The organism is Stenotrophomonas sp. Marseille-Q4652, from assembly GCF_916618915.1.
Lineage (GTDB): Bacteria > Pseudomonadota > Gammaproteobacteria > Xanthomonadales > Xanthomonadaceae > Stenotrophomonas.
Map to the genome: position 1 here is coordinate 1,932,021 of NZ_CAKAKE010000001.1, position 25,906 is coordinate 1,957,926.

A 25,906-nucleotide genomic window follows, 5' to 3' on the forward strand; every position below is an offset into this window, starting at 1 on the left:
GTGCCGGGTCAGGCCGCCCTGGAATTGCGGCGGTAATGCACGAAGCGGAATGCAAAGGCGTGGCGTTCGTCGGCCGGATGCGGCTGGCTGTCCACTTCCCGCCAGTCGCCCGGATCGAACGCCGGGAAGCGCGTGTCCGCCTCCACTTCGGTATCCACCCAGGTCAGGTACAGGTCGGTCGCCTGGCCCAGCAGCAGCGCGTAGATCTCGCCGCCTCCGATCACGCACAACTCGTCGGCGCCTTCGGTTTCGGCCACCGCAACCGCCTGCGGCAGCGACTCCACCACCCGCATCCCGGCAAAGGGCGCGGTGCCCTGCCGGCTCATCACCAGGTTGGTGCGGCCGGGCAGCGCGCGGCCCAGTGACTGCGCGGTCTTGCGCCCCATCAGCACCGGCTTGCCGACCGTCAGCGCCTTGAAGTGCTTCAGGTCGTCGGGCAGGTGCCAGGGCAGTCCGTTGTCACGGCCGATGCCACGGTTGCGGTCCAGCGCGGCGATGAGGGAAACCTTCATCGCCCCGCTCACACCGCCACCGGCGCCTTGATCGGCGGATGCGGGTCGTAGCCATCGATGCGGATGTCGTCGAAGCCGAAGGCGAACAGGTCGGTGACCTCGGGATTGAGCCACAGCGTGGGCAACGCCCGCGGCTCGCGCGAGAGCTGCTCGCGGGCCTGCTCGTAGTGGTTGGAGTACAGGTGGGCATCGCCCAGCGTGTGCACGAAATCGCCCACGCCCAGGCCGGTTGCCTGCGCGACCATGTGGGTCAGCAGCGCGTAGCTGGCGATGTTGAACGGCACGCCGAGGAAAATGTCGCCGCTGCGCTGGTACAGCTGGCAGCTGAGCTTGCCGTCGACCACGTAGAACTGGAAGAGCGAGTGGCAGGGCATCAGCGCCATCTGCGGCAGCTCGCCCACGTTCCAGGCGCTGATCACCAGCCGGCGCGAGTCCGGGTTGCGCTTGATCTCGTCGACCAGCCACTGCATCTGGTCGACTTCCCGCCCGTCGGCCGTGGCCCAGCGCCGCCACTGCTTGCCGTAGACCGGACCGAGGTCGCCATTGGCGTCGGCCCATTCGTCCCAGATGGTGACCTTGTTCTCGCGCAGGTAGGCGATGTTGGTATCGCCCTTCAGGAACCACAGCAGCTCGTGGATGATCGAGCGCAGGTGCAGCTTCTTGGTGGTGACCAGCGGGAAGCCCTGGTTGAGGTCGAAGCGCATCTGCCAGCCGAATACGCTACGCGTCCCGGTGCCGGTGCGGTCGGACTTCTCCGCGCCGTACTCGAGCACATGCGAAAGCAGGTCCAGATAGGCCTTCATGCCTTGCCCTCCGGTGCCGGCACTGGCCGGGGCTGCAACACCGGGGCGCGGCGCGACATCACCAGCAGCAGCACACCCAGCACCACCAGCGGCAGGCTCAGGATCTGGCCGCGGGTGAGCCAGTCGAAGGCCACGTAGACGCCGTTGTCGGGCATCCGCACGAACTCCACGGCGAAACGGAACACGCCGTACAGCAGCGCGAACATGCCCGACACCGCGTAGCGTGCGCGCGGTTTGGCCGAGAACCACCACAGCACGAAGAACATCACCAGGCCTTCGAGCAGTGCCTCGTACAGCTGCGAGGGATGGCGCGCGTAGCGGTCCAGCTCGCCGGCCTCGTACAGCACGCGCAGCGTGTCCATGTCGGTACTGCGCAGCGGCTCGGGCAGCCCGCTGCGGAAGATCACGCCCCAGCCGGACCCGGTGTACTTGCCCCACAGCTCGGCGCCGATGAAGTTGCCGAAGCGGCCGAACATCAGGCCAAGCGGCACCAGCGGCGCGGCGAAATCGACGGTGTCGAAGAAGTGCAGGCCGCGCCTGCGCGACCACCACCAGGCCGCGGCCAGCACGCCCAGCAGGCCGCCGTGGAAGCTCATGCCGCCTTCCCAGACCTTGAACAGCGACAGCGGATTGGCCAGTAGCTCGGACAGCCCGTAGAACAGCATGTAGCCGACGCGGCCGCCGACCACCACGCCGAGCATGGAATAGAACAGCAGGTCGGAAAAACCGTTGAGGTCCACGCCGGGCAGGCGGCCGGCCTGGGTGCGCATCCGCCCCAGCCACCACGCGGTGAGGAAGGCCAGCAGGTACATGATCCCGTACCAGTGCACCTGGATCGGCCCCAGCGAAATGGCGATGGGATCGATGTCGTGGAAATAGATCATGGGCAGGTGGACCGTGCGGGTAAGCGCCCATTCTCACGTAGCGTCATGGGATGCTCAACACGGCTCAACCCAGCAGGTGCGGACGGTCAGGCAGTTCGTTGTCCGGCGCATGCCCCGGCTGGCGCGGGAACCGTGCGGCCACCAGCGCGGAAATCCCTTCCAGCGCATCGATCACCGCCGCCTCCAGCTCGTCGCCGTCGCGCAGGCGCTCGCGCATGCGTTCGCACACCTGCCGCCACTGCGCCGCCGGCACCGGATCGAGGCCACGATCGGCCACGATCTCGATGGCGTGGTCGACCAGCTCCAGATACAGCAGTACGCCGTTGTTGGCTTCGGTATCCCAGGTCCGCAGGGTGGCGAAGGCCTGTTCGGCACGCTCGCGGGCACTGGTACCACGCCACAGCGCCGACAGCGGCAGGTCCGCCTCCACGGCGAACATCACCTGTCCGGTGTGGCTGCGCTCGCCTTTGGCGATGGTCGCGGCAATACGCTGCAGGCTGGGCTCGGGGAAATACGAATGCGCCGGGCGCGCGAGCAGGTGACGTAGCCAGCGCATCACCAGCCTCCCGACGCGCCGCCGCCGCCGGAACGGCCACCGCCGCCACCCCAGCCGCCACCACCAGCCACCACCGCCCCGAAACCGCCGCCGCGCCTGCCTCCGCCCCAGCTGCCGCCGAATCCGCCACTGCCCCAACCCCCGCCACCGACGTAGCGACCCGGGCTGGCCGAGGACAGGCCGACCAGCAGGCCGGCAACCCCCGCCAGGCCACTGGCCAGCGGCAGCGAGGACACCAGCCAGGCCACGCCACCGGCCGCGGCGCCAGCAAGCACGCCTCGTATTGGTCGCGGCAACCAGCCCAGCAGGGCACGGGCGAAGCTGGCGGCCATGAAACCGGCGAACAGAGCCACCATCAGCCGCTCGCCGCCGTTACTGCGACGGGACGCGGCGGCGTGGTCGCTGACCGGCGGCGGCAGTGCCTCGCCATCGATCAGCTTGACCAGTACCGCGGTCGCCGCGGCGATGCCGCCGGCGTAGTCCTCCTGGCGGAAGTGCGGCACCAGGTATTCCTGGATCACCCGGTTGGCCACCGCGTCGGGGATCGCGCCTTCCAGCCCGTAGCCCGGCTCGATGCGAACGCGGCGGTCCTGCTTGGCCACCACCAGCAGCACGCCATCATCGACGCCCTTGCGGCCGAGCTGCCATTGCTCGAACACCCGCACCGTGTACTGGGCGATGTCCTCCGGCTGCGTGGTCGGGACCATCAGCACCTGCAGCTGGCTGCCCTTGCGCTGCTGCAGGGCCAGGGCCTGCTGTTCCAGCGCCTGTTTCTGTGCCGCATCCAGGGTGCCGGTGGTATCGACCACCGGGGAGTCGAGCTTTGGAATGGGCGCAAGCGACTGCGCCTGGGCGCCCGCTGCGCCCAGCAGCAGTCCCAGCAGGAGCAGCGCGCGCGGCCAGACCTTCATCAGCGCGGGCTCAGTTGGCCGGTGCCGGGTCGCGGTTGCCAAAATCCACCGTCGGCGGCTCGGCAATGCGCGCCTCGTCCTCGACGGTGAAGTTGGGCTTGGTCTTGTAGCCGAACAGCTTGGCGGTGACGACCTGCGGGAAGGAGCGGATGTAGGTGTTGTAGTCCTGCACCAGCTGGATGTAGCGGCCGCGTGCCACGGTGATGCGGTTCTCGGTGCCTTCCAGCTGCGCCTGCAGGTCGCGGAAGGACTGGTCGGACTTCAGGTCCGGATAGTTCTCGGTGACCACGAGCAGCCGCGACAGCGCGCCGGACAACTCGCCCTGCGCCTGCTGGAACTGGCGCAGCGAGGCCTCGTCATCGGCATTGACGTTGACTTGGCCGACCCGGGCGCGTGCGTTGGTGACCTCGGTCAGCACCTGGCGTTCCTGCTGGGCGTAGCCCTGCACGGTGTTGACCAGGTTGGGGATGAGGTCGGCGCGGCGCTTGTACTGGTTCAGCACTTCCGACCAGCCGGCCTTGACCGCCTCGTCCTTCTGCTGGATGGCGTTGTAGCCGCAACCGGACAGCCCGCCGGCAAGGACGATCAACAGCAGAAGGCGAAGGAACTGGGGCATGGCACGACTCCGGTCCGGGAGAAGCGGAGCATGCCATGCCTTCGATGACGGCGCCGCATGGGCGCCGTCGGGGCGATCACCACTGGCCGGCGCCGGGGACCTTGTGCTCCAGCGCGCGACGGCGCATCAGCAGGTTCAACCACTCCACCAGCACCGAGAAACCCATCGCGGCGTAGATGTAGGGCTTGGGCACATGGACGTCCAGGCCGTCGAGCACCAGCACGGCGCCGACCAGCAGGATGAAGGCCAGGGCCAGCATCTTCACCGTGGGGTTGGCATCGATGAAGCGGCCCAGCGGGTTGGCCGCCAGCAGCATCACCGCCACGGCCAGCAGGATCGCGGCCACCATCACCGGGATGTGGTCGGCGATGCCCACCGCGGTGATCACCGAATCCAGCGAGAACACGATGTCGATGATGGCGATCTGCAGGATCACCATGCCGAACACAGCCGAGGCCTTGGTGGTGGTCGGGTCCTCGTCCTCGCCGCCGGTGATCAGCTCGCGGATTTCCTTGGTGCCCTTGATCAGCAGGAACAGGCCGCCAATGATCAGCACCAGGTCGCGGATGGAGATGCCCATGCCGGCGACGGTGAAAAGCTCGGCCTGCATGTGCGCCAGGTAGGCCAGCGAGACCAGCAGGCCGATGCGGGTGATGCAGGCCACGGCGATGCCCAGGCGGCGGGCGAACGGGCGACGCTCCTCCGGCAGGCGGCTGACCGCAATCGAAATGAACACCAGGTTGTCGATGCCCAGCACGATTTCCAGCGCGCTAAGCATGAACAGGGTGCCCCATACATTGGGGTCGGCAAGAAACTCCAGGGACATCGATCAATCCTTCAACAGAAAGCGGACGGGTTCACGCCGCGGGAAACAGGCGCGGCGCCAGGATCAGGCCCCAGCACAGCAGCACATTCATCATCAACACGAACACCGCGGCCGACCCCATGTCCTTGGCCCGGCCGGCCAACTCGTGGTACTCGGCTCCGTAGCGTTCGATCACGGCCTCGATGGCCGAATTGGCCAGTTCCATGGCCAGCACCAGCAACAACGAGCCTGCAAGCAATACGCGCTCGACCGGGGTCTGGCCCAGCCAAAGCGCCAGCGGCCCCATCACGACCAGCAGGCAGACCTCCAGCCGGAAGGAGGATTCGTGCAGCCACGCCGCCCGCAGGCCCTGCCAGGACCACTGTGCCGCCTTGAAGATGCGCCGCGGTCCCCGTGGCATGTGTCCGAGCTGATCGGCCACGGCTCAGGTCCTGGCCCCATGGGACAGCAGCACCGGTTGTTGCAGACAGCGCAGGGGCATCGGGAAAGCAGACCGGCCAGTTGGACAGGGCGCGATTCTGCCACAAGCCCCCTGCTACTGCGGGCGTGGAACCTGCCGAGCAGGTCCCGCTCGTGTTCCACGGGGGTCAGGCGAAGCGGATCGTCGCCACCGTCCCGCGCCCCGGCTCGCTGCTCAGCTCCACATCCCAGCCGAATCGGTCGCACAGCCTGCGCACGATCGACAGGCCCAGGCCGGTGCCTTGCGGGCGGCTCGGGTCGGTCCGGTAGAACGGCTCGAACACCTTGGCCAGTTCCTCGGCGGACATGCCGATGCCGGTATCGCGGATCACGACACGGTCCGGGGCCACCTCGACATCGATGCGGCCTTGGTTGGTATAGCTGCAGGCATTGCGCAGCAGGTTGCCGACCACCACCTGCATCACCCGCGGCGGCGCGTGCAGCTGGTTGGGACCGGTGACCTCGAGGTTCAGCTCGACCGGGCGCCCGGCCAGCATCTCGCGCGCGCTGTCGACCTCGTGACGGACCACGTCGGCGACTTCGAACAGTTCGCTCTGCGGTTCGATGTCCGATTCGCGCGCCAGGATCAGGAAGGCATCGATCACCGCCTCCATGTCACGGCCCGCACGCTGGATACGCTGCAGGCCACGCTGCAGCCGCGGCGGCAGGTCCGGGTCGCCCAGGGCCATGTCGCTGGCAACGCGGATCACGGTCAGCGGCGTGCGCAGCTCGTGGCTGGCGTCGCGGGTGAAATTGCGCTCGCGGGAGACATGCTCGCTGACGCGCGTGGCCAGCGAATGCAGCGAGGCGGCCAGCTGGCGGGTTTCGCCCTGCACGTCGGCGGGCAGACGGTCCGGCGCCAGTTCGCTGGCGTCAGGATTGCGCGGATCCCAGTGCGAGATGCGCCGGGCCAGCCAGTTGACCGGCGACACCAGCCGTCGCGAGGATCGGTAGGTGATCCACGACACGGCATAGACCGCCAGCAGGATCAGCAGCACCGGCACGATGCCGAACCAGAACGCCAGCCGTTCGGCCTGCGAACGCAGGAACACCAGGTACAGGCGGCCGGCCGGGCGCTCGTCAACGAGTACCAGCTGGTCCGAGCCTTCCAGCTCATGGAAGCCGACCGGCAGCTCACGCAGGTTGGACGGCAGGTTGAGGCTGGACTGGCCGGTGGGGACCAGGTAGCCGCGGATGTTCTGGGTATTGGGCGGCGGCTGCACCGGCGAGGCCGAATGCAGGCTCCAGTAGTAGTTCGCTTCTTCCTGAAGCACGGTGTTGATCAGGCCGTGCTTGATCACCAGCGACACCAGGAAGCCGCCCAGCACGATCGCCAGACTGGCCAGCACGGCCTGCAGCAAGAAGGCGATACGGATCTTGCGCGGCAACCCGTGCGGCATCTTCGAACTCATGGAAAAGGGTCGCCAGTATAGAAATGGCGAGCGTGATCCCACCGTGGATGTGGCGGGACAGGCATGTCACCGGCCCCGGACGGCGGCGGCCGTCCCGGGCCACGACGGGGCTCAGTTCATCGGCTGGGCGATGTCGGCAATGCGGTAGCCGGCGCTCTGCACGGTGTGCAGCAGCGGACGGTCGAACGGCTTGTCGATGATCTTGCGCAGGTTGTACAGGTGGCTGCGCAGGGTGTCCGAATCGGGCAGGCCATTGCCCCAGATCTCGCGCTCGATTTCCTGGCGGGTCACCACGCGGGGCGATTCGCGCATGAGGATGGTCAGCAGCTTCAGCCCGATCGGCGAGAGCTGCAGCTCGGTGCCGGCGCGGGTGGCACGCATGCTCACCGGGTCCAGCACCAGGTCGGCCACCTTCAGCACTTCCGAACCAACCTGGCGACGCTCGCGGCGGATGAGGGCACGCAGGCGCGCTTCCAGCTCCTGGATCGCGAACGGCTTGGTCAGGTAGTCGTCGGCACCGAAGCCCAGGCCGGTCAGCTTGTCGTCCAGCGTGTCGCGGGCAGTCAGCATCAGCACCGGGGTCGACTTGCGTGCGTCGTTGCGCAGGCGGCGGCACACCTCGATGCCGTCCAGGCGCGGCAGCATCAGGTCCAGCACGACGACGTCGTAGCTGTTCTCGGCCGCCAGGCGATAACCGTCAAGGCCGTCGCAGGCGTAGTCCACTTCGAAACCACGGCCTTCCAGGTATTCCCCGATCATCTCGGAGATGTTGCGGTTGTCTTCGACCACAAGAACCAGGCCGGACGTTTCCTTTGTCTGTCGCATGGGCATCCCTCAAGTCTTCAGCTTTGTGAAACATGCCGAACCGTCGGTGGAGGGAGCGTGAAGCCGCGTGAATCCGCAATAGCCGATGTGAAACCAGACAGAATCCATTCAGGTTGAGGGCCTCGGGAGCGCGCCGCCGGGAGAGCGAGTCCGCCAGACCCGGGACCGCATGAAGGCTTGGATGGCTGGCCCGGCGCAAGTGTGCAGCGCGGCGCTATGCTGCGCGCCCGTTCCCGGCCAGTCCCGCCATGCCCACCGTGCCCTTTACCAGCTACCTGTATCCGGTCCTGCTGCTGATCGCCAGCAACGTGTTCATGACTTTCGCCTGGTACGGGCACCTCAAGTACAAGAGCGCGCCCCTGACCACGGTGGTGCTGGTCAGCTGGGGCATCGCGTTCTTCGAGTACTGCCTGCAGGTGCCGGGTAACCGGCTCGGCAGCGCGGTGTACTCGGCCCCGCAGCTCAAGGGCATGCAGGAAGCGATCACCCTGCTGGTGTTCGCGGTGTTCTCCGCCACCTACCTCGGGCAGCCACTGAAGTGGAACCACTGGGCCGCGTTCGCGCTGATCCTGGTGGCTGTGCTGCTGATGTTCAAGGAGTAACGAGGCGCGTCGTCAAAACACCCATGGCGCTGCCAGTGGGCAGCGCCGAACGGCAATTACCGCTCATTGGGTGGCGCCAAGGCAGCGCTGAAGCGGTGCATGTTAAACGCCCGCGCCGGGACTGCGACCCGCCACGGCCGCATCATTCAGACTGCGTCCACGCTGCGCGCAGGGCGGGTAGCCACCGCGGCTGCGGGCAGGACTACTTGGTGAGGATCAGCTTGTCGTTGCTGGTATGGCGTAGCCGGTAGACGCGGTCGCCGTGCTGGATCAATACCTCGCGCTGCCCCTTGAGCAGAGCTCCGCTCTCGAGGACCTGCCCGTCAGGGGCAACGCGGGAGGGACGGTGCTCACCCAGGGTCAGGACACGCGGGCGCAACACGGCAGGCTGGGAATTCATCGGTCATGGCTCCGTAGGGGACGGGTTGATGATAATGATTCTCAATTCAACAGCAAGCGGGGGGTTGCCTGCTCAGGCGAAGGCCGCCTCGACCCGCTGCCATTCCGCACCCCCCAGGCGCCCCAACACCGCCAGCGCACCAAGGTTCTGCTCCAGTTGCGGGACCCGGCTGGCGCCGAGGATCACGCTGGACACGTGCGGGTTGCGCAGGCACCAGGCAATGGCCAGCTGCGCCGGGGTCTCCCCCAGCTCGGCGGCCAGTGCGGTGAATGCCCGTACCTTGTGCAGGCGCTGCTCGGCCGGGTCACCCAGTACCGAGGCCTGCAGCCACTGCAGCGATTCCTGGCCCAGGCGCGAGGCCGGGTCGATGCCGTCGTTGTACTTGCCGGTCAGCAGGCCCGAGGCCAGCGGCGACCAGATCGTGGTGCCCAGCCCGGGATCGGCGTACAGGTCCGCGTACTCGCGCTCCACCCGCTCGCGGTGCAGCAGGTTGTACTGCGGCTGCTCCATCGACGGCAGGTGCAGGTGGTTGGCGCGGGCGAAGGCTACCGCCTCGGCGATCTGCGCGGCCGACCACTCCGAGGTGCCCCAGTACAGCACCTTGCCCTGGCGGATCAGGGTGTCCATGGCCAGCGCGGTCTCGCCGATCGGGGCATCCGGGTCCGGGCGGTGGCAGTAGAACAGGTCCAGGTAATCGACCCGCAGGCGCTTGAGCGCAGCGTGGCAGGCATCGGTGACGTGCTTGCGCGACAGCCCGCGCTGGGTCGGGCGCGGCTCGGCCACCGCGCCGAAGTACACCTTGCTGGAGACGCAGTAGCCGTCGCGCGGCAGCCGCAGGTCGGCAATCACGTCACCCATGACCTGCTCGGCGCGGCCATGGGTGTAAACCTCGGCGTTGTCGAAGAAGTTGACGCCGTTGTCCCATGCAGTGGCGACCAGGTCGCGGGCCACGTCGCGCGGGACCTGCCCGCCGAAGGTCACCCAGGCGCCGAAGGACAGCGCGGACAACTGCAGGCCGGTGGATCCAAGACGACGGTATTGCATGGCAGGCTCCTGGTGACGGGGCGGCGGTGGCCGCTTCGCCGCGCAGTGTAGCCGGGGTGCCCTGCCGCCCGGCCTTGCCGAACCCGGCCAATGGCCGGCAAACGCCTGTGCGGCAAGGATTTTCCTTGTTCCCCCAGCCGCGCTGTTCTACGCTTTCCGTTTTGCGGCACCCTCGGGGAATTCTCATGGTCGAAGGTTTGGGCAGGATCGGCTTCGGCCTGTTCGGTTTGGCGGTGCTGATCGGCATCACCTGGTTGTTTTCCAACAACAAGCGTGCGGTGGACTGGAAGCTCATCGCCACCGGCATTGCGCTGCAGATCGGCTTCGCCGCACTGGTATTGCTGGTGCCCGGCGGACGCGACGTGTTCGACCTGCTCGGCCGCGGCTTCGTCCGCATCCTGAGCTTCGTCAACGAAGGCTCAGGCTTCATCTTCGGCAGCCTGATGAACACCGAGACCTACGGTTTCATCTTCGCCTTCCAGGTGCTGCCGACCATCATCTTCTTCGCCGCGCTGATGGGCGTGATGTACCACCTGGGCGTGATGCAGGCGATCGTGCGCGCGATGGCCTGGGCGATTACCAAGGTGATGCGCGTGTCCGGGGCCGAGACCACCAGCGTCTGCGCCAGCGTCTTCATCGGCCAGACCGAAGCGCCGCTGACCGTGCGCCCCTACATCAGTCGCATGACCCAGTCCGAGCTGCTGACCATGATGATCGGCGGCATGGCCCACATCGCCGGTGGCGTGCTCGCCGCCTACGTAGGCATGCTCGGCGGCGGTGATCCGACCGCGCAGGCGTTCTACGCCAAGCACCTGCTGGCCGCCTCGATCATGGCCGCGCCGGCCACCCTGGTGATCGCCAAGCTGCTGGTGCCGGAAACCGGCACCCCGCTGACCCGCGGCACGGTGAAGATGGAAGTGGAGAAGACCTCGTCCAACATCATCGACGCCGCCGCTGCCGGCGCCGCGGACGGCCTGAAGCTGGCGCTGAACATCGGCGCGATGCTGCTGGCCTTCATTGCCCTGATCGCCCTGCTCAACGCCCCGCTGACCTGGATCGGTGAAGTCACCGGCCTGGCCCAGGCGCTGGGCAAGCCGACCAACCTGGCCACCATCTTTGGCTACGTGCTGGCCCCACTGGCGTGGGTGATCGGCACCCCGTGGGCCGATGCGACCACGGTCGGTTCGCTGATCGGCCAGAAGGTCGTGATCAACGAGTTCGTGGCTTACCTGCAGTTGTCGGAAATCATCAACGGCAACGTCGCCGGCGTGACCCTGAGCGACGAAGGCCGGCTGATCGCAACCTACGCGCTGTGCGGCTTCGCCAACTTCAGCTCGATCGCGATCCAGATCGGCGGCATCGGCGGCCTGGCCCCGGAGCGTCGTTCGGACCTGGCCAAATTCGGCCTGCGTGCGGTGCTTGGCGGTACCATCGCCACCCTGATGACGGCGACCATCGCCGGCGTGCTGACCCATTTCGGCTGATTCCCTGCCCCAACATCGAGAAGTCGATTCCATGAGTTCTGTCGTAGTAGCTGGTTCCTTCAATGTCGATCACGTCTGGCGTTGCGACACCCTGCCCGCGCCGGGTGCGACCATTGCCGGCCGCTACAGCACCGGCCCCGGCGGCAAGGGCTTCAACCAGGCCGTGGCCGCGCGCCGTGCCGGTGCGGACACCACGTTCCTGTGCGCGCTTGGCGATGACGCCGGCGGCGCGATGGCACGCGGGCTGGCCGCGCAGGACGGTTTTGCCGTCGTGGCCGAACCCAGCAGCGAAGCCACCGGCACGGGCGGCATCTATGTCGACAGCCGCGGCCGCAACACCATCGTCATCGGCCCCGGTGCCAATGCCGCGCTGAGCACGGAGTTCATCGAGGCCCAGCGCGCGCTGCTGGCCGGGGCCGGCGTGGTGCTGGCCCAGCTGGAATCGCCGGTGGAGACCATCGAGGCGGTGCTGGCCGCCGCACGCGAAGCCGGTGTCACCACCGTACTCAATGCCGCACCGGCCGATGCGCCCTCCAGCATCGGCCTGCTCAAGCTGGCCGACGTGCTGACCCCGAACGAGACCGAGTTCGCCGCCCTGCTCAGCCGCCATGTCGGCGAGCGCGTGGAAGCCGACAACGTGGCCACGCTGGACGGCGCCACGCTGCACGGCCTGTGCCGCAAGCTGGTCGGCAACGGCACCGTGGTGGTGACCCTTGGCGCGGTGGGCGTATTCGTCTCCCATGCGGAGGAGAACCTTCGCGGCGACACCCAGCCCTACTACCGGGTTGGCGCCGAACAGGTCCAGGCCATCGACACCACCGGCGCCGGCGATGCCTTCAATGGTGCTCTGGCGGCCTCGATCGCACAGTCGCCGGAGGCACCGTTCGCCCGCCACGTACGCTTTGCCAACCAGTTCGCCGGGCGCTCCACCGAGAAGGAAGGCGCAGCGGTGGCGATGCCACACTTCACTCCGGCCGACGCCGGCTGATGGAACCCCACCGGGCCCGCGCAAGCGGGCCTTGTTGCATCTGCTCCCCCGAAACGTGGATTGCGCCGGCCCCGGCCTGCGCCGACAGTGGCAACCCGTGTCCAAGCCGGAGACTGCAATGCCCTCCCCGTCCGTAATCCCCGCCGTCCTGCTGCTGACGCTCGCCGCCAGCCTGCCGCTGTCGCTGCGCGCGGCCGAACCTGCCGGCTGCGACTGGCGCGAACGCGCCCTGCCGGCCGATGCCGACCTGATCGACTCGCGCGGACTCGGACTGGAGGAGCGGCTGCTGCCCATCGGCGACCAGCCCGAGGCCGCCGAGCTGCTGGCCCTGCTCGAGCGCCCGGCCCTGCCACTGGGCGACCTGCAGGGCCGGTGGCGGGTACGCTCGCTGCAGTTCTCGCGCCTGTTCGGCGACGCCGGCCAGGTGTTCGCCTATCCGTTCTTCAACGCGTTGATCGACCGCAACCCCTGCGGCTACCACCTGGCCAAGACCTCCGGCTCGCAGCGCCGCAGCGGCCAGTTGTATCCGCTGCAGGGCGAACCGATGCTGGCCTTCCTCGGCGCGGCCACGATCAACGCCCAGACCCCGGCCGACTACGATCCGCAGCGGCCGGCCGAAAGCCAGGCCCCGGGCGACGGCAACAGCGCCGGCGTGCTGCGCCGGATCGGTGCCGACGAGCTGTTGCTGGTGCTTGACGCCACCGGTGACGACTTCGAGGTCTACCACTTCAAGCGCTGAACGCCCGCGGCAGGCGCACTCGCCGCCGCCGGCCACGGCTGCGACAATGCGCGCATGCAGATCGGCCCCTACACCATCGCCCCGAACGTCGTCCTGGCGCCCATGGCGGGCGTGACCGACAAGCCGTTCCGGCAGTTGTGCAAGCAGCTGGGCGCGGGGCTGGCTGCCTCGGAGATGACGATTTCCGATCCGCGCTTCTGGAACACCCGCAAGTCGATCCACCGCATGGACCACGCCGGCGAACCGGCGCCGATCAGCGTGCAGATCGCCGGCACCGAGCCGCGGCAGCTGGCCGAGGCGGCGCGCTACAACGTGGACAACGGCGCGCAGATCATCGACATCAACATGGGCTGCCCGGCGAAGAAGGTGTGCAACGCCTGGGCCGGCTCGGCGCTGATGCGCGACGAGCAGCTGGTCGCGCGCATCCTCGAGGCGGTGGTTGCCGCGGTCCAGGTGCCGGTGACGCTGAAGATCCGCACCGGCTGGTGCGCCGAGGTGCGCAACGCGCCGACCATCGCGCATATCGCAGAGAGTTCCGGCATCGCCGCGCTGGCCATCCACGGCCGCACCCGCAACCAGCACTACACCGGTGAAGCCGAGTACGACACCATCGCCGCGATCAAGGCGCAGCTGTCGATCCCGGTGATTGCCAACGGCGACATCGACTCGCCGCGCAAGGCCGCGCTCGTGCTCAAGCACACCGGTGCCGATGCGGTAATGGTCGGCCGCGCCGCCCAGGGCCGGCCGTGGATCTTCCGCGAGATCGCCCACTACCTGGCCACTGGCCAGGAACTGCCGCCGCCGTCGCTGGCCGAGGTGCGCGACATCCTGCTTGGCCACCTCACCCACCTGCACGCCTTCTACGGCGAACCGCAGGGCGTGCGCATCGCCCGCAAGCACCTGGGCTGGTACGCGAAGGACCGCCCGGAGAACGCCGCCTTCCGCGCGGTGGTCAACCGCGCCGAGACTCCGGAAGAACAGCTCCGCCTCACCGCCGACTACTTCGACGCGCTGATCGCCGACGAACACGCACAGGCGGCCTGAAGCCACGCTACTGCCGTGGTCATCACCATTGGTGATGAGCTCAGGAGACACCGCCATCTGGATGGCGTCGTGGCAAACCCTTGCGGCGCCACGATAGGCGCCTCCACGGCAACACTGCTTCCCTGGCGCGTGCACATCGCGTCGGGAACGGGGGCACGATACTGCCGGGCTTCCTACACGATCCCGTGCCATGACCCGCAACGACTTCCCCTACCTGCATGGCTTCTCGGCCACCGAACAGGCGCGACTGCGCAAGCAGGCCAGACTGTTCGAGCCGACGATCTTCCACGACATCGACTTCTGCAATTCGCGCCACGTGCTGGAAGTGGGCAGCGGCGTCGGTGCGCAGACCGAGATCCTGCTGCGCCGCTTCCCCGAGCTGCGCGTGACCGGCATCGACCTCAACGAGCGCCAGCTTGGCGCGGCCATCGAACAGCTCGGCACCATGCCGTGGCTGCAGGGCCGCTACGAGTTCCAGCAGGCCGATGCCACCAACCTGCCGTTCGATGCACGCAGCTTCGATGGGGCCTTCCTGTGCTGGGTGCTGGAGCACGTGCCCTCGCCGGCCCGCGCGCTGGCCGAAGTGCGGCGCGTGCTCAGCCCCGGCTCGCCGGTGTACCTGACCGAGGTGATGAACGCCTCGTTCCTGCTCGATCCGTATTCGCCCAACCTGTGGCGCTACTGGATGGCATTCAACGATTTCCAGATCGACAGCGGCGGCGACCCCTTCGTCGGTGCCAAGCTCGGCAACCTGCTGCTGGCCGGTGGCTTCCGCGACGTGCAGACCCAGACCCGCACCCTGCACCTGGACAACCGCGAACCGGCCCGGCGCAAGGTGATGTTCGCGCTGTGGGAGGAACTGCTGCTGTCGGCGGCCGACCAGCTGCTGGCCGCCGAGAAGGTGGACCAGGCCACGGTCGATGGCATGCGCCGGGAGTTCAGCCAGGTCCAGAACGATCCGGACGCGGTGTTCTTCTATTCCTTCGTGCAGGCCCGGGCCACGGTCTACTGATCGTGGCACGGCGCCAGGTCATCGCGACGGGGCGCCCACCGCCGGCGCAGCAGCCGCTTCGCCGGCAGGCGGCGGCATGGTCCAGATGCGCTGCCACATCGCGTGCAGCCGCTGCTTGAGCAGCTCGCGCCCGCCCTCGCTGCGATACGCTGGCGGGCGCGATTGCGGGGGCATCTGGCGCCAGCCCTGCCCGTCAGCCCGGGCCACGGCGAAGTTGAAGTTGTAGTCCGGCTCCAGGCCCATGCGCAGGTCACTGAGCACCAGCTCGCCATCCACCACCCGGGCGCGCATGAAGCCGCGGTTGAACCATTGCAGCCGGGCAACGGCCGGGATCGACTGCGCCTGGCGCAGTGCCTGCACGTTGGACGGATGGCCCTCGAAGTGCATCGGACCCTCGTCGGCCCACAGCGAGCGGTCGCCGACCACGTAGCCCTGCGGCGTCATCGCCACCACCCGCCACAGCAGGGTGTTGAAGGGCATTGGCACCGAGAAGCGCGGCGCATCGCCCAGGCCGATCGCGGCAAGGCTGCGTTGGGCCTCCCGTTCGACCATGCCCTTGGCCAGCAGCGACCAGCCCAGGTAGCCGCTGCTGAGCAGCAGACCGGCCACCAGCGCGCGCTGCGCCGACGGCCGTGCCCGCGCAAACCACGCCACCGCGCAGCCGACCAGCAGCCACACCGTGTACAACGGATCGATGATGAACACGCTCGACCACATCGTCGGCGACGGCATGAAGGGCCACCACAGCTGAGTGCCGTACACGGTGAAGGCATCGAGCAGCGGGTGGGTCACCAGCGCCAGCACGATGACCCACCACCAGCGCCGCGGCGCCTGTGCCACGCGGCCATGGCCAAAACGCAGGTACAGCCACCAGATCAGCGTGCCCAGCAGCGGCAGCACCAGCAGCGAATGGCTGAAGCTGCGGTGCACGGTCATCAGCATCACCGGGTCGCGGGTGAACGCGGCGATGAGCAGGCCGTCCAGGTCGGGCAAGGTGCCCAGTCCGGCCCCGGCCAGCAGGGCCGCGCGGCGATGTCCGGCGGGTGCAATGGCGGCGGCGACGGCGCCGCCCAGGACGATCTGGCTGATGGAATCCATCGGCCGATGCTAGCAGCCGCGGCCGGTCCGCCGCCCGGTCACCCCCACGTAACGCCGCGGGTGGAGACTGGTCCGGGCCTGCGTCCCGGTGCGGACTTAACTTTCGGCAACACCTGAAGACGGGGAATGCATGCAGGGCGCGGCGCGTGTATCATGCGCGCCCATCTTTCCATCCGAATCAAGGGATATTGCCTTAATGTCCAGCTACCTGTTCACTTCCGAATCGGTGTCCGAAGGCCATCCGGACAAGATTGCCGACCAGATCTCCGATGCGGTCCTGGACGCGATCCTGACCCAGGACAAGCGCGCCCGCGTGGCCTGCGAAACCCTGGTCAAGACCGGTGCGGCCATCGTCGCCGGCGAAGTCACCACCTCGGCCTGGGTCGACATCGAGGAGCTGACCCGCAACGTCATCAACCAGATCGGTTATGACAACTCCAACGTCGGCTTCGACGGCCATACCTGCGCCATCATCAACATGCTGGGCAAGCAGTCGCCGGACATCGCCGCTGGCGTCGACGGCACCGACCGCAAGGCCAAGAAGCCGGAAGAACAGGGCGCGGGCGACCAGGGCCTGATGTTCGGCTATGCCTGCAACGAGGCCCCGGAATTCATGCCGGCCCCGATCTACTACTCGCACCGACTGGTCGAGCAGCAGGCCAAGGTCCGCAAGAAGAAGAACTCGCCGCTGCCGTGGCTGCGTCCGGATGCCAAGAGCCAGGTCACCCTGCGCTACAGCGAGGACGGCCGCATCGCCGGCCTGGATGCCGTGGTGCTGTCGACCCAGCACGACCCGGGCGTGAAGCAGAAGGACCTTATCGAGGCCGTGCGCGAGTACATCCTCAAGCCGGTGTTGCCGAAGGCGTGGCTGGATTCGCTGCCGAAGAACAAGGTGCATATCAACCCGACCGGCATATTCGTCATCGGTGGTCCGGTGGGCGACTGCGGCCTGACCGGCCGCAAGATCATCGTCGACACCTACGGCGGCATGGCCCGCCACGGTGGTGGTGCGTTCTCGGGCAAGGATCCGTCCAAGGTTGACCGTTCGGCCGCCTACGCCGCCCGCTACGTCGCCAAGAACGTGGTCGCCGCCGGCCTGGCCGACAAGTGCGAAGTGCAGGTCTCCTACGCCATCGGCGTGGCCGAGCCGACCTCGATCTCGGTCACCACCTTCGGCACCGGCAAGATCCCGGACGCGCAGATCGAGAAGCTGATCCGTGCGCACTTCGACCTGCGCCCGTACGGCATCATCAAGATGCTCGACCTGATCCACCCGATGTACCAGCAGACCGCGGCCTACGGCCACTTCGGCCGCAAGCCGAAGGAGTTCTCGTACATCGACGGCGAGGGCAAGACCCAGAACGCGACCGCCTTCTCCTGGGAGAAGACCGACCGCGCCGAGGCACTGCGCAAGGCCGCCAAGCTCAAGTAAGCGAGCCGACCGCATCACCCACGAAGCCCCGCCCCGTGCGGGGCTTCGTCGTTTCCGGGCAATGCAGGGATGTGGTCGCGGCTTTGGTAGCCTGCAGGCCACTCCTGCCGCCACCGCACCCATGAGCGAACTCAAGTCCCACCATCTGTCGATGACCGTGCTGATGTCCCCGGAGATGGCCAACTTCTCCGGCAAGGTCCACGGTGGCGCGATCCTGCGCCTGCTCGACCAGGTCGCCTATGCCTGCGCCAGCCGCTATGCCGGGCACTACGTCGTCACCCTGTCGGTGGACCAGGTGATGTTCCGCCAGCCCATCGCCGTCGGCGAGCTGGTCACCTTCCTGGCCTCGGTCAACTACACCGGCACCTCGTCGATGGAAGTGGGCATCAAGGTGGTGGCCGAGGACATCCTCAACCGCAGCGTGCGCCACGCCAACAGTTGCTTCTTCACCATGGTCGCGGTCGATGACGACGGCAGGCCGACCCCGGTGCCGGCGCTGCATCCCCAGGGCCCGGACGAGGAACGCCGCTACGCGGCGGCGCAGATCCGCCGGCAGTTGCGCCAGGAGATGGAGCAGCGCCACCTGGAACTGCTGCAGGCCGCGCCGACCGGGATCGTGTAAGCCGCGGCTCAGCCGGTGTTCTGCACGCCCTGCGAGACGCCGTTGACGCAGGCCACCAGCGCGCGCAGCAGCTCCTCGTCCTCGCGCCCGCTGTCGCGCCAGCGCTTGAGCAGGTCCACCTGCAGCACGCTGATCGGGTCGATGTAGGGATTGCGCAGGCGGATGGACAGGGCCAGCCGCGGGTCGTGGTCGAGCAGCCCGGCCTGGCCGCTCAGGCGCGTGAGCCAGCGCGCGGTCAACGCCAGCTCGGCGCGGATCAACGGGAAGAAGATCCCGTGCAGCGGGCCGGACAGGCGGGAGAACTGTTCGGCGATGTTGAGGTCGCCCTTGCTCAGCACCATCGCGATGTCATCGAGGAAGGTCTCGAAGAATGGCCAGTCGTGGGCCATCTCGCGCAGGGTGGCCTCGTGCCCGGCATCGGCCGCGGCCTGCAGGCCGCTGCCGACGCCGAACCAACCCGGGATCACCGCGCGCGACTGGCTCCAGGCGAACACCCACGGGATCGCGCGCAGGTTTGACAGCGCGGCGTCCTCGCCCAGCCGGCGCGAGGGCCGCGAGCCCAGGGTCATGCGCTCGATCACGTCGATCGGCGTGGCGGTGCGGAAGTAGTTCATGAAATCGCCGTGGCCGACGAAGGCGCGGTAGGCACGCGAGCTTTCCGCGGCCACCACGTCCATCACCGGGCGCCACTGTTCCTCGCGCGGCTCGGGCGCGCGCGGGCGCAGGCTCGAGGCCAGCACCGCGCCGGTGGCCTGCTCCAGCGAGCGCAGCGCCAGCGCGCGGATGCCGTACTTGCGATGGATCACCTCGCCCTGCTCGGTCACGCGCAGGCGGCCGTCGATGCTGCCGCGCGGCGAAGCGTCGACCGCATGGGTGGTCTTGCCACCGCCGCGGCTGATCGAGCCCCCACGGCCATGGAAGAAGGTCAGGCGCACACCGGCCGCCGATGCCACTTCCAGCAGTTCCACCTGCGCGCGCTGCAGGCCCCAGCGCGAGGCGGCGATGCCACCATCCTTGCCGCTGTCCGAGTAGCCCAGCATCACCATCTGCGTGTTGCCGCGCGCTTGCAGGTGGGCGCGGTAGACCGGGTCGGACAGCAGGTCGCGCACGGTGTCGTTGCCGCGCTTGAGGTCATCCACAGTCTCGAACAGCGGCACGATGTCCAGCGGCACCTGCCCATCGTCGTCGACCAGTCCGCCACGCCGGGCCAGCGCCAGCACCGCCAGCACGTCGCTGCGGTCATGCGCCATGGAGATGATGTAGTTGCCCAGCGCATCGGGGCCATGGCGCCGGCGCGCGTCGGCGAGCGCGGCGAACACCGCGTCCAGGCGCTGGCCGGTTTCGTCGTCGCCCTGCACCAGCACCTGCTTGCCGCTGGCCGGGTCGGCCAGCTGGTCCGCACGCCCGGCTGCGTCCAGCACGTCCCAGGCCTCCTCGCCACCGAGCACCGCCGCCAGCGCACGCGCGTGCACCGAGGACTCCTGGCGCACGTCCAGCCGCGCCAGGTGGAAGCCGAAGGTGCGCGCGCGCCACAGCAGGCGCCGCACCGAGAACCAGCCGGCATGGATGCCCCGGTTGTTCTCCAGGCTGTGCAGGATCAGCTCGATGTCGTCGATGAACTCCTGCGGCGAGCCATAACCGCCGTCGGCATCGTCAAGCGTCGCCTGCAGGCGCGCGCGCATCAGGTCGTTGAGCTGGCGGTACGGCATGTCGCCATGGCGCGGTCGCGAGCTCACCTCCGGCAGCAGCGTACGGTAGTGCGCGATGCGCTCGTTCACCGCCTCGTCCACGCCGACCAGCGCGGTGGACTGGCTGAGCACGCTGGCAAGCTGCAGCAGCTCCTGCTGGTACAGGCCGAGCACCGACTGGCGCTGTGCATCGAGCGTGGCGGTGATGGTCGTGGCATCGACGTTGGGATTGCCGTCCATGTCCCCGCCCACCCAGGTACCGAAACGCAGCAAGCGCGGCAGCGGCAGGCTGCGGCCCCAGGTGTCGACCAGTGCCCGGTCAAGGGTTTCGTACAGCACCGGGATGACCCGGTACAGCACGCGGGTGAGGTAGAAGCCGACGTGCTCGCGTTCGTCATCGACGGTGGGCCGCACCGGCGAGGAATCGGTGGTCTGCCAGCCGGAGGTCAGCGCCATGCGGAAGCGCGCCATGTCCGCGGCGCGTTCGCCGGGCGTGCGCTGTCCATCCAGGTCGGCCACCAGACTGGCGACCATCAGCTGCTCCTTCTCCAGCAGCACGCGGCGCATAGCCTCGGTGGGATGGGCAGTGAACACCGGCTCGATATCGATGCGCGGCAGCCAGCCCGCCAGCTCCTCCAGGCTCACGCCCTTGGCCTTGAGCTTGCTGAAGGTGTCATGCAGGCCATCGGGCTGCGGGCGACGGGTGCCGGCGCGCTGGTAGTCACGGCGGCGGCGGATGCGGTGCACGCGCTCGGCGATGTTCACCACCTGGAAGTAGGTGCTGAACGCACGCACCAGCGATTCGGCCTCGCGGGGGGAACGTCCGGCCAGGCCTTCGCTCAGCGATTGCAGAGGCGCCTGGCTTTCGCGCCGGGCAATGGCGGTGGTGCGCACCTGCTCGACCTCGTCGAGGAACCCCTCGGACACCTGCTCGGCAAGCAGTTCGCCGACCATCGCGCCGAGGCGGCGCACGTCATCGCGCAATGGCAGGTCCGGGGTCGCAAACACGATGCTGCTGCGGTACTCGTTCATCCACACACGCTCTGATCGGGTTCGACCCAAGCCTAGCGCAACGCAGGTGTGTTTCTCGCCATGCAGTACCCGGCGGAAAGGTTGCAGTTGAATCCAGTCGCGCAGCGGTTCCCGGACAGCAGGACGGGGCCGCTCGGGCCCCGTCCTGTCGTGCCGCGAGGCCATGGATCAGCGACGCTTGCTGCTGTCCTTCGCCTCGACCTTGCCCACGTGCTGCTCCAGCCAGCGCTCGGTCTCGGCCAGCATGTGCAGGATCGACTCGCGCGCGCGGTAGCCGTGCGATTCGTTGGGCAGCATCACCAGCCGCGCATTGCCGCCGAGGCCCTTGATCGCGGCGAACATGCGCTCGCTCTGGATCGGGAAGGTGCCGGAGTTGTTGTCCTGTTCGCCATGGATGAACAGGATCGGATCCTTGATCCGGTCGGCATGGTTGAACGGCGACATCTTCAGGTAGGTGTCCTGCGCCTGCCAGTAGTTGCGCTCCTCGGCCTGGAAACCGAACGGGGTCAGCGTGCGGTTGTAGGCGCCGCTGCGGGCGATGCCAGCGGCGAACAGCCGGGTGTGCGCCAGCAGGTTGGCGGTCATGAACGCACCGTAGGAATGGCCGCCGACGGCGATCCTGCCGCGCTCACCCACGCCACGCTTCTCCAGCTCGGACACCGCGGCCTCGGCCGAGGCGACCAGCTGCTCGACGTAGGTGTCGTTGGGTTCGGCATCGCCTTCGCCGATGATCGGCATCGACGGGTCGTTGAGCACCACCCAGCCCTTGGCCAGCATCGCCTGCGGGCCCCAGTAGGAAGGCGTGTTGAAGCGGTACTTCGACCCGCTGACCTGCGAGGCGGCATCGGCGGATTTGAACTCGCCCGGGTAGGCCCACATCAGCACCGGGCGCGGGCCGTCCTTCTTCGGGTCGTAGCCCGGCGGCAGCAGGAGTTCGGCGGTGAGCTGCACGCCGTCGGCACGCGGATAGCGGATCTGCTCCTTGCGCACGCCGGCCAGCGACGGCACCGGGTGGCGCACGTCGGTCAGCTTCAGCTCGGTGCCCTTGGCCTGGTCGAGCACGAAGATGTTGGACGGCACGTCCGGGGTTTCGCGGGTCACCACCAGCTTCTGCCCACGGTCATCGAGCACCGCGACCGGCGCGCTGTAGCTGCCCTCGGCCGGCGACTGGAAGATGCGCTGCTTCTGGCCGCTGGCCAGGTTGTAGCGGTCCACGAACGGACGGTCGCCTTCAGCCGAGGCACCAGCACCGGCCAGGAAGATCGACTCGCCATCCTCGGCAAACTGCAGCAGCGCGCGGCCATTGGCGCCGACGGCCATCATCGGCGTGCCCGGGTCGTTGTAGCGGTCCTGCGAGGAACGGTCGTCCAGCAACCTGGGCTCGTTGCCCGGCTGGTCCGGGGCGATCAGCCAGGTCTTGCTCCAGCGGGTCTTGAACCAGCGCTCGCCCAGGATCGCCACGTCACCGCGGCCCCAGCGGATGCCGCCGTAACGGCTGCCGAGCTGGGCCAGGGTGACCGGCTTGCCGTCGAACGGCGCCGGCAGCGACAGCACGGCGTCGCGGATGGTAGCCTCGCGCGCCGGATCGCCGCCGTCCTGGGCCTCGGCCCACACCAGGGTGGCATCGGCATCGCCGCGCCAGCTGACCGAACGCGGGCCGGTCGGCACCGCATCGTTGCCAGTCGGCAGGCCTTCGACCAGCGGCAGGCTGGCCAGGCGATGGACCAGCTTGCCGCTGCGGTCCAGCACCTCGATCACGCGCGGGAAGCCGGACACCGGCACCAGGTAGGAATACGGGCGCTGCACGCGCTGGCTGAGCAGGTACTTGCCATCGGGCGACAGCGACAGGGCCAGGTAGATGCCCGGCTGGGCGATGTGCTGCACCTGCCCGCCCAGCGACACCAGTGCCGGCTGCACGGTGGCGTAGTGGTCAAAGCGTGCGGCGTCATTCTCGTTGGCCAGCAGGTCCTGGTAGGTGCGGATCGCCCGCACCTCGCCGGTGGCACCGGTCTGCTGGATCGCCGGGCCCGTCGGCACGGTGCTTTCCGGCGGCGGGGTGCGGCCCTCGGGCTGCAGCTGCACCATCAGGCCGGAGCTGTCCGGCAGCCACTGGTAGCCATCGTCGAGCACGGTGTTCAACCCGCCGAGCAGGCGGCGCGCGCTGGCGCTGCCGATATCCACCAGCCACAGTTCGTTGCCGCCGTTGGCCGCATCGATGTGGTTGAACGCAAGGAAGCGCTGGTCAGGCGACCACGCCAGCGAGGCCACGGCCAGGTCCTGCGGCAGGCCCTTGATCGGGCGCTCGCTGGCATCGGCCACCGACTTCAGAACCAGCGAGTTGCCGAAGCTGAAGCGGCTTTCCGAATAGGTGCGCGGATGGATGCGCAGCCCCGCCAGCTTCAGTTCCGGCTGCGCCACCTGCGCGATCGATGGCAGCGATGGCGTGCCCCATCTGCACGGCCAGGTCCCGGCGCGGCGACAGGAACAGCGACGGCGCACGTGGGGCATCGACGATGGCCTTCAACGCGGCCGAGGGCAGCTGGTAGCCGGACTGGGCCTGGGTGGCCAGCGAGGGCGGCGCCTCGGCCCACACCGGGGCAGCCATGAGCAGGGAGGAGGCCAGCAGGAGAGCCGTCGGCCATCGACGGGGGCAACGCGACACGGTCATCGGCACACTCGGTAGACAGGTGAGGAAGCCGTGAACCTTAACAGGGCCGCCGGCCGTGGCCCCCTGTCGATGGTTGGGTCGCCCGCCCGGGGCGATTCATCCGGCACCGATGGGCCCCGGTATAATCGGCAGTCCCCTTCGCCGAGGGGCGCTGCGACCATGGACATCGCGGGAGCCGGCCACGCCGCCCTGCAACCACGGCCAGGCTCGGCGCAGGCTCACGCAACAAACGGCGCCCGGCGAAACGCGAGTGTTCTCGCACCACACCGGAGCTATTCCCAATGAATGCTGTTGCCAAGACCTTCTCCACCGAAGGCGATTACAAGGTTGCCGATATTTCCCTGGCCGACTGGGGCCGCAAGGAAATCGACATCGCCGAACACGAAATGCCGGGCCTGATGGCCATCCGTCGCAAGCATGCCGCCACCAGGCCGCTCAATGGTGTGCGCGTGACCGGCTCGCTGCACATGACCATCCAGACCGCGGTGCTGATCGAGACCCTGAAGGACATCGGCGCCGACGTGCGCTGGGCCTCGTGCAACATCTTCTCCACCCAGGACCAGGCCGCCGCCGCCATCGCCGCCACCGGCACCCCGGTGTTCGCGTGGAAGGGCGAGACCCTGGAGGAATACTGGGACTGCACCCTGGACGCGCTGACCTTCACCCTGCCCGACGGCACCCTGACCGGCCCGCAGCTGGTGGTCGACGACGGTGGCGACGTCACCCTGCTGATCCACAAGGGTTACGAGCTGGAACAGGGCGATGACAGCTGGGTCAACTCGGCTTCCGGCTCGCACGAGGAACAGGTCATCAAGAACCTGCTCAAGCGCGTGGCCGTCGAGCGCCCGGGCTACTGGACCCGCGTGGTTGCCGACTGGAAGGGCGTGTCCGAGGAGACCACCACCGGCGTGCACCGCCTGTACCAGATTGCCGAACAGGGCAAGCTGCTGGTGCCGGCAATCAACGTCAATGACTCGGTCACCAAGAGCAAGTTCGACAACCTGTACGGCTGCCGCGAGTCGCTGGCCGATGGCCTCAAGCGTGCGCTGGACGTGATGCTGGCCGGCAAGGTGGCCGTGGTCTGCGGCTACGGCGACGTCGGCAAGGGTTCGGCCGCTTCTCTGCGCGCCTACGGCGCCCGCGTCATCGTCACCGAGATCGACCCGATCTGCGCGCTGCAGGCGGCGATGGAAGGCTATGAGGTGAACACGGTCGAATCGACCCTGGGCACCGCCGACATCTATGTCACCACCACCGGCAACAAGGACATCATCCGCGTCGAACACCTCAGCGCGATGAAGGACCAGGCCATCGTCTGCAACATCGGCCACTTCGACAACGAGATCCAGGTCGATGCGATGAAGGCACTGCCGGGCCTGGTACACACCAACATCAAGCCGCAGGTGGACAAGTACACCTTCGCCAACGGCAACAGCATCTTCCTGCTGGCCGAAGGCCGCCTGGTGAACCTGGGCTGCGCCACCGGCCACCCGAGCTTCGTGATGTCCAACTCGTTCGCCAACCAGACCCTGGCTCAGATTGACCTGTGGGCGAACAAGGACACCTACGAGAAGACCGTCTACCGCCTGCCCAAGCAGCTGGACGAGGAAGTGGCCCGCCTGCACCTGGAAAAAATCGGCGTGGTGCTGACCAAGCTGTCCACCGAGCAGGCCGACTACCTCGGCGTGCCGGTGGAAGGTCCGTACAAGCCGGACCACTACCGCTACTGAGTGGCGCCGGCCCCGGCCGGATCATGCAGAAAGCAGAACGGGCGCCGCGAGGCGCCCGTTTTTTGTCATGCACTCCAGTGCGGCTTTGTCAGTCACGCAGCAGCCACCAGGCCGCCAGCGCTGCGCCAACACCGACGAGCGCGGCTTTCCCCGGCGAGCGCCTGACGTCCTCGCACAAGCCCTCGACCACGTTGACCCGGTCGGCGGCAATCAGCGTCAGCCAGTGGCCGATGTCGTTCTCGCTGCGCTTGAACGCCGCGCGGCGGATCACGCCGCTCAGGCCCTTGGGCGGCAGGCGGGTGCCGAAGGTACGCGAATGCTCGGGACGTTCGACCGACTTGAGCACTTCCACCGTCATCGGCTGCGCCGGAGGCGGATTGCTCCACGGCACGTCCAGCCGCGGCGGCGTGCGCTCCATGGGAACTGCCGGGCGGTTCTCACGCTCGAGGTCCGAGCCCCAGCCGGGGATATGGGCAAACTTGCTGCGATCCATGGGGTTCTCCTGTGCGGTGCCGGCCA

24 protein-coding genes, 1 pseudogene and 1 riboswitch are annotated in these 25,906 nt (G+C 68.0%); of the genes and pseudogenes, 9 read left to right on the forward strand and 16 right to left on the reverse strand.

Annotation, left to right across the window (positions count from 1 at the left end; translation table 11 throughout):
• Nucleotides 1-8 precede the first annotated feature (8 nt).
• From LG380_RS09215 to LG380_RS09260, 10 genes are all read right to left on the reverse strand, one after another.
• Nucleotides 9-512, reverse strand: coding sequence for a dihydrofolate reductase (locus LG380_RS09215; RefSeq protein WP_225764737.1), 504 nt, complete (start codon nt 510-512; stop codon nt 9-11).
• Nucleotides 513-520: 8 nt separating this feature from the next.
• Nucleotides 521-1,315, reverse strand: coding sequence for a thymidylate synthase (locus LG380_RS09220; RefSeq protein ID WP_225764738.1), 795 nt, complete (start codon nt 1,313-1,315; stop codon nt 521-523).
• Entirely contained in the window at nt 1,312-2,199 is an 888-nt protein-coding gene (gene lgt / locus LG380_RS09225; protein ID WP_225764739.1) for a prolipoprotein diacylglyceryl transferase, read from the reverse strand. The genes LG380_RS09220 and lgt overlap by 4 nt, the downstream gene beginning before the upstream one ends.
• Nucleotides 2,200-2,263: 64 nt before the next feature.
• Entirely contained in the window at nt 2,264-2,755 is a 492-nt protein-coding gene (locus tag LG380_RS09230) for a TPM domain-containing protein (protein ID WP_225764740.1), read from the reverse strand.
• On the reverse strand, nt 2,755-3,669 hold the full coding sequence (locus tag LG380_RS09235; RefSeq protein WP_225766543.1) for a TPM domain-containing protein: 915 nt from the start codon (nt 3,667-3,669) through the stop codon (nt 2,755-2,757). Before LG380_RS09235 ends, LG380_RS09230 begins: the two co-directional genes overlap by 1 nt.
• 7 nt (nt 3,670-3,676) lie before the next feature.
• Nucleotides 3,677-4,282, reverse strand: a complete 606-nt coding sequence (locus LG380_RS09240) for a LemA family protein (RefSeq protein ID WP_225764741.1) — start codon at nt 4,280-4,282, stop codon at nt 3,677-3,679.
• Nucleotides 4,283-4,358: 76 nt separating this feature from the next.
• Nucleotides 4,359-5,108, reverse strand: a complete 750-nt coding sequence (locus LG380_RS09245) for a TerC family protein (RefSeq protein WP_225764742.1) — start codon at nt 5,106-5,108, stop codon at nt 4,359-4,361.
• A 31-nt stretch (nt 5,109-5,139) separates the two neighbouring features.
• Nucleotides 5,140-5,529, reverse strand: coding sequence for a diacylglycerol kinase (locus tag LG380_RS09250; RefSeq protein WP_225764743.1), 390 nt, complete (start codon nt 5,527-5,529; stop codon nt 5,140-5,142).
• Between the two features lie 166 nt (nt 5,530-5,695).
• A complete protein-coding gene (locus LG380_RS09255) occupies nt 5,696-6,967 on the reverse strand; it encodes a HAMP domain-containing sensor histidine kinase (RefSeq protein ID WP_225766545.1) in 1,272 nt (423 codons plus the stop codon).
• A gap of 123 nt (nt 6,968-7,090) precedes the next feature.
• Complete coding sequence (locus tag LG380_RS09260) at nt 7,091-7,804, reverse strand: response regulator transcription factor (protein ID WP_225764744.1); 714 nt, start codon at nt 7,802-7,804, stop codon at nt 7,091-7,093.
• 248 nt (nt 7,805-8,052) lie between these two features.
• On the opposite strand from LG380_RS09260, the gene LG380_RS09265 reads away from it, so the two are divergent.
• A complete protein-coding gene (locus LG380_RS09265; protein WP_225764745.1) occupies nt 8,053-8,406 on the forward strand; it encodes a DMT family protein in 354 nt (117 codons plus the stop codon).
• A gap of 202 nt (nt 8,407-8,608) precedes the next feature.
• On the opposite strand, the gene LG380_RS09270 is transcribed toward LG380_RS09265, so the two are convergent.
• Both LG380_RS09270 and LG380_RS09275 read right to left on the reverse strand, forming a co-directional pair.
• Nucleotides 8,609-8,806: a hemin uptake protein HemP gene (locus LG380_RS09270; protein WP_225764746.1), complete on the reverse strand. Its 198-nt coding sequence runs from the start codon at nt 8,804-8,806 to the stop codon at nt 8,609-8,611.
• A 72-nt stretch (nt 8,807-8,878) separates the two neighbouring features.
• Entirely contained in the window at nt 8,879-9,850 is a 972-nt protein-coding gene (locus LG380_RS09275; RefSeq protein ID WP_225764747.1) for an aldo/keto reductase, read from the reverse strand.
• Nucleotides 9,851-10,035: 185 nt separating this feature from the next.
• On the opposite strand from LG380_RS09275, the gene LG380_RS09280 reads away from it, so the two are divergent.
• The 5 genes from LG380_RS09280 (at nt 10,036) to LG380_RS09300 (ending at nt 15,117) form a co-directional block, all read left to right on the forward strand.
• Entirely contained in the window at nt 10,036-11,334 is a 1,299-nt protein-coding gene (locus LG380_RS09280; protein ID WP_225764748.1) for a nucleoside transporter C-terminal domain-containing protein, read from the forward strand.
• A gap of 31 nt (nt 11,335-11,365) precedes the next feature.
• Nucleotides 11,366-12,322 carry a ribokinase gene (locus LG380_RS09285; protein ID WP_225764749.1) on the forward strand — a complete coding sequence of 319 codons (957 nt, stop codon included), beginning with the start codon at nt 11,366-11,368 and terminating at the stop codon, nt 12,320-12,322.
• Between the two features lie 118 nt (nt 12,323-12,440).
• On the forward strand, nt 12,441-13,061 hold the full coding sequence (locus tag LG380_RS09290) for a DUF4893 domain-containing protein (protein WP_225764750.1): 621 nt from the start codon (nt 12,441-12,443) through the stop codon (nt 13,059-13,061).
• A gap of 54 nt (nt 13,062-13,115) precedes the next feature.
• Nucleotides 13,116-14,105, forward strand: coding sequence for a tRNA dihydrouridine synthase DusB (gene dusB, locus LG380_RS09295; protein WP_225764751.1), 990 nt, complete (start codon nt 13,116-13,118; stop codon nt 14,103-14,105).
• A gap of 190 nt (nt 14,106-14,295) precedes the next feature.
• Entirely contained in the window at nt 14,296-15,117 is an 822-nt protein-coding gene (locus LG380_RS09300; protein ID WP_225764752.1) for a methyltransferase domain-containing protein, read from the forward strand.
• Between the two features lie 18 nt (nt 15,118-15,135).
• On the opposite strand, the gene LG380_RS09305 is transcribed toward LG380_RS09300, so the two are convergent.
• Nucleotides 15,136-16,215 carry a metal-dependent hydrolase gene (locus LG380_RS09305; protein WP_225764753.1) on the reverse strand — a complete coding sequence of 360 codons (1,080 nt, stop codon included), beginning with the start codon at nt 16,213-16,215 and terminating at the stop codon, nt 15,136-15,138.
• A 196-nt stretch (nt 16,216-16,411) separates the two neighbouring features.
• Here LG380_RS09305 and metK point away from each other — a divergent pair, with 196 nt between their 5' ends.
• On the forward strand, nt 16,412-17,647 hold the full coding sequence (gene metK, locus LG380_RS09310; protein ID WP_225764754.1) for a methionine adenosyltransferase: 1,236 nt from the start codon (nt 16,412-16,414) through the stop codon (nt 17,645-17,647).
• Nucleotides 17,648-17,768: 121 nt separating this feature from the next.
• Nucleotides 17,769-18,269, forward strand: a complete 501-nt coding sequence (locus tag LG380_RS09315) for an acyl-CoA thioesterase (protein ID WP_225764755.1) — start codon at nt 17,769-17,771, stop codon at nt 18,267-18,269.
• Nucleotides 18,270-18,277: 8 nt separating this feature from the next.
• On the opposite strand, the gene ppc is transcribed toward LG380_RS09315, so the two are convergent.
• Both ppc and LG380_RS09325 read right to left on the reverse strand, forming a co-directional pair.
• Entirely contained in the window at nt 18,278-20,989 is a 2,712-nt protein-coding gene (ppc, locus tag LG380_RS09320; RefSeq protein WP_225764757.1) for a phosphoenolpyruvate carboxylase, read from the reverse strand.
• Between the two features lie 168 nt (nt 20,990-21,157).
• A pseudogene (locus LG380_RS09325) lies at nt 21,158-23,657 on the reverse strand (prolyl oligopeptidase family serine peptidase).
• A gap of 137 nt (nt 23,658-23,794) precedes the next feature.
• Nucleotides 23,795-23,902, forward strand: a riboswitch (S-adenosyl-L-homocysteine riboswitch).
• A gap of 36 nt (nt 23,903-23,938) precedes the next feature.
• On the opposite strand from LG380_RS09325, the gene ahcY reads away from it, so the two are divergent.
• Complete coding sequence (gene ahcY, locus LG380_RS09330) at nt 23,939-25,387, forward strand: adenosylhomocysteinase (RefSeq protein ID WP_225764758.1); 1,449 nt, start codon at nt 23,939-23,941, stop codon at nt 25,385-25,387.
• An 88-nt stretch (nt 25,388-25,475) separates the two neighbouring features.
• Here the strand turns inward: ahcY and LG380_RS09335 are convergent, their stop codons facing one another.
• The gene (locus LG380_RS09335; protein ID WP_225764759.1) at nt 25,476-25,880 is read right to left on the reverse strand and encodes a hypothetical protein; all 405 of its coding nucleotides are present in this window, start codon (nt 25,878-25,880) and stop codon (nt 25,476-25,478) included.
• Between the last annotated feature and the right edge of the window lie 26 nt (nt 25,881-25,906).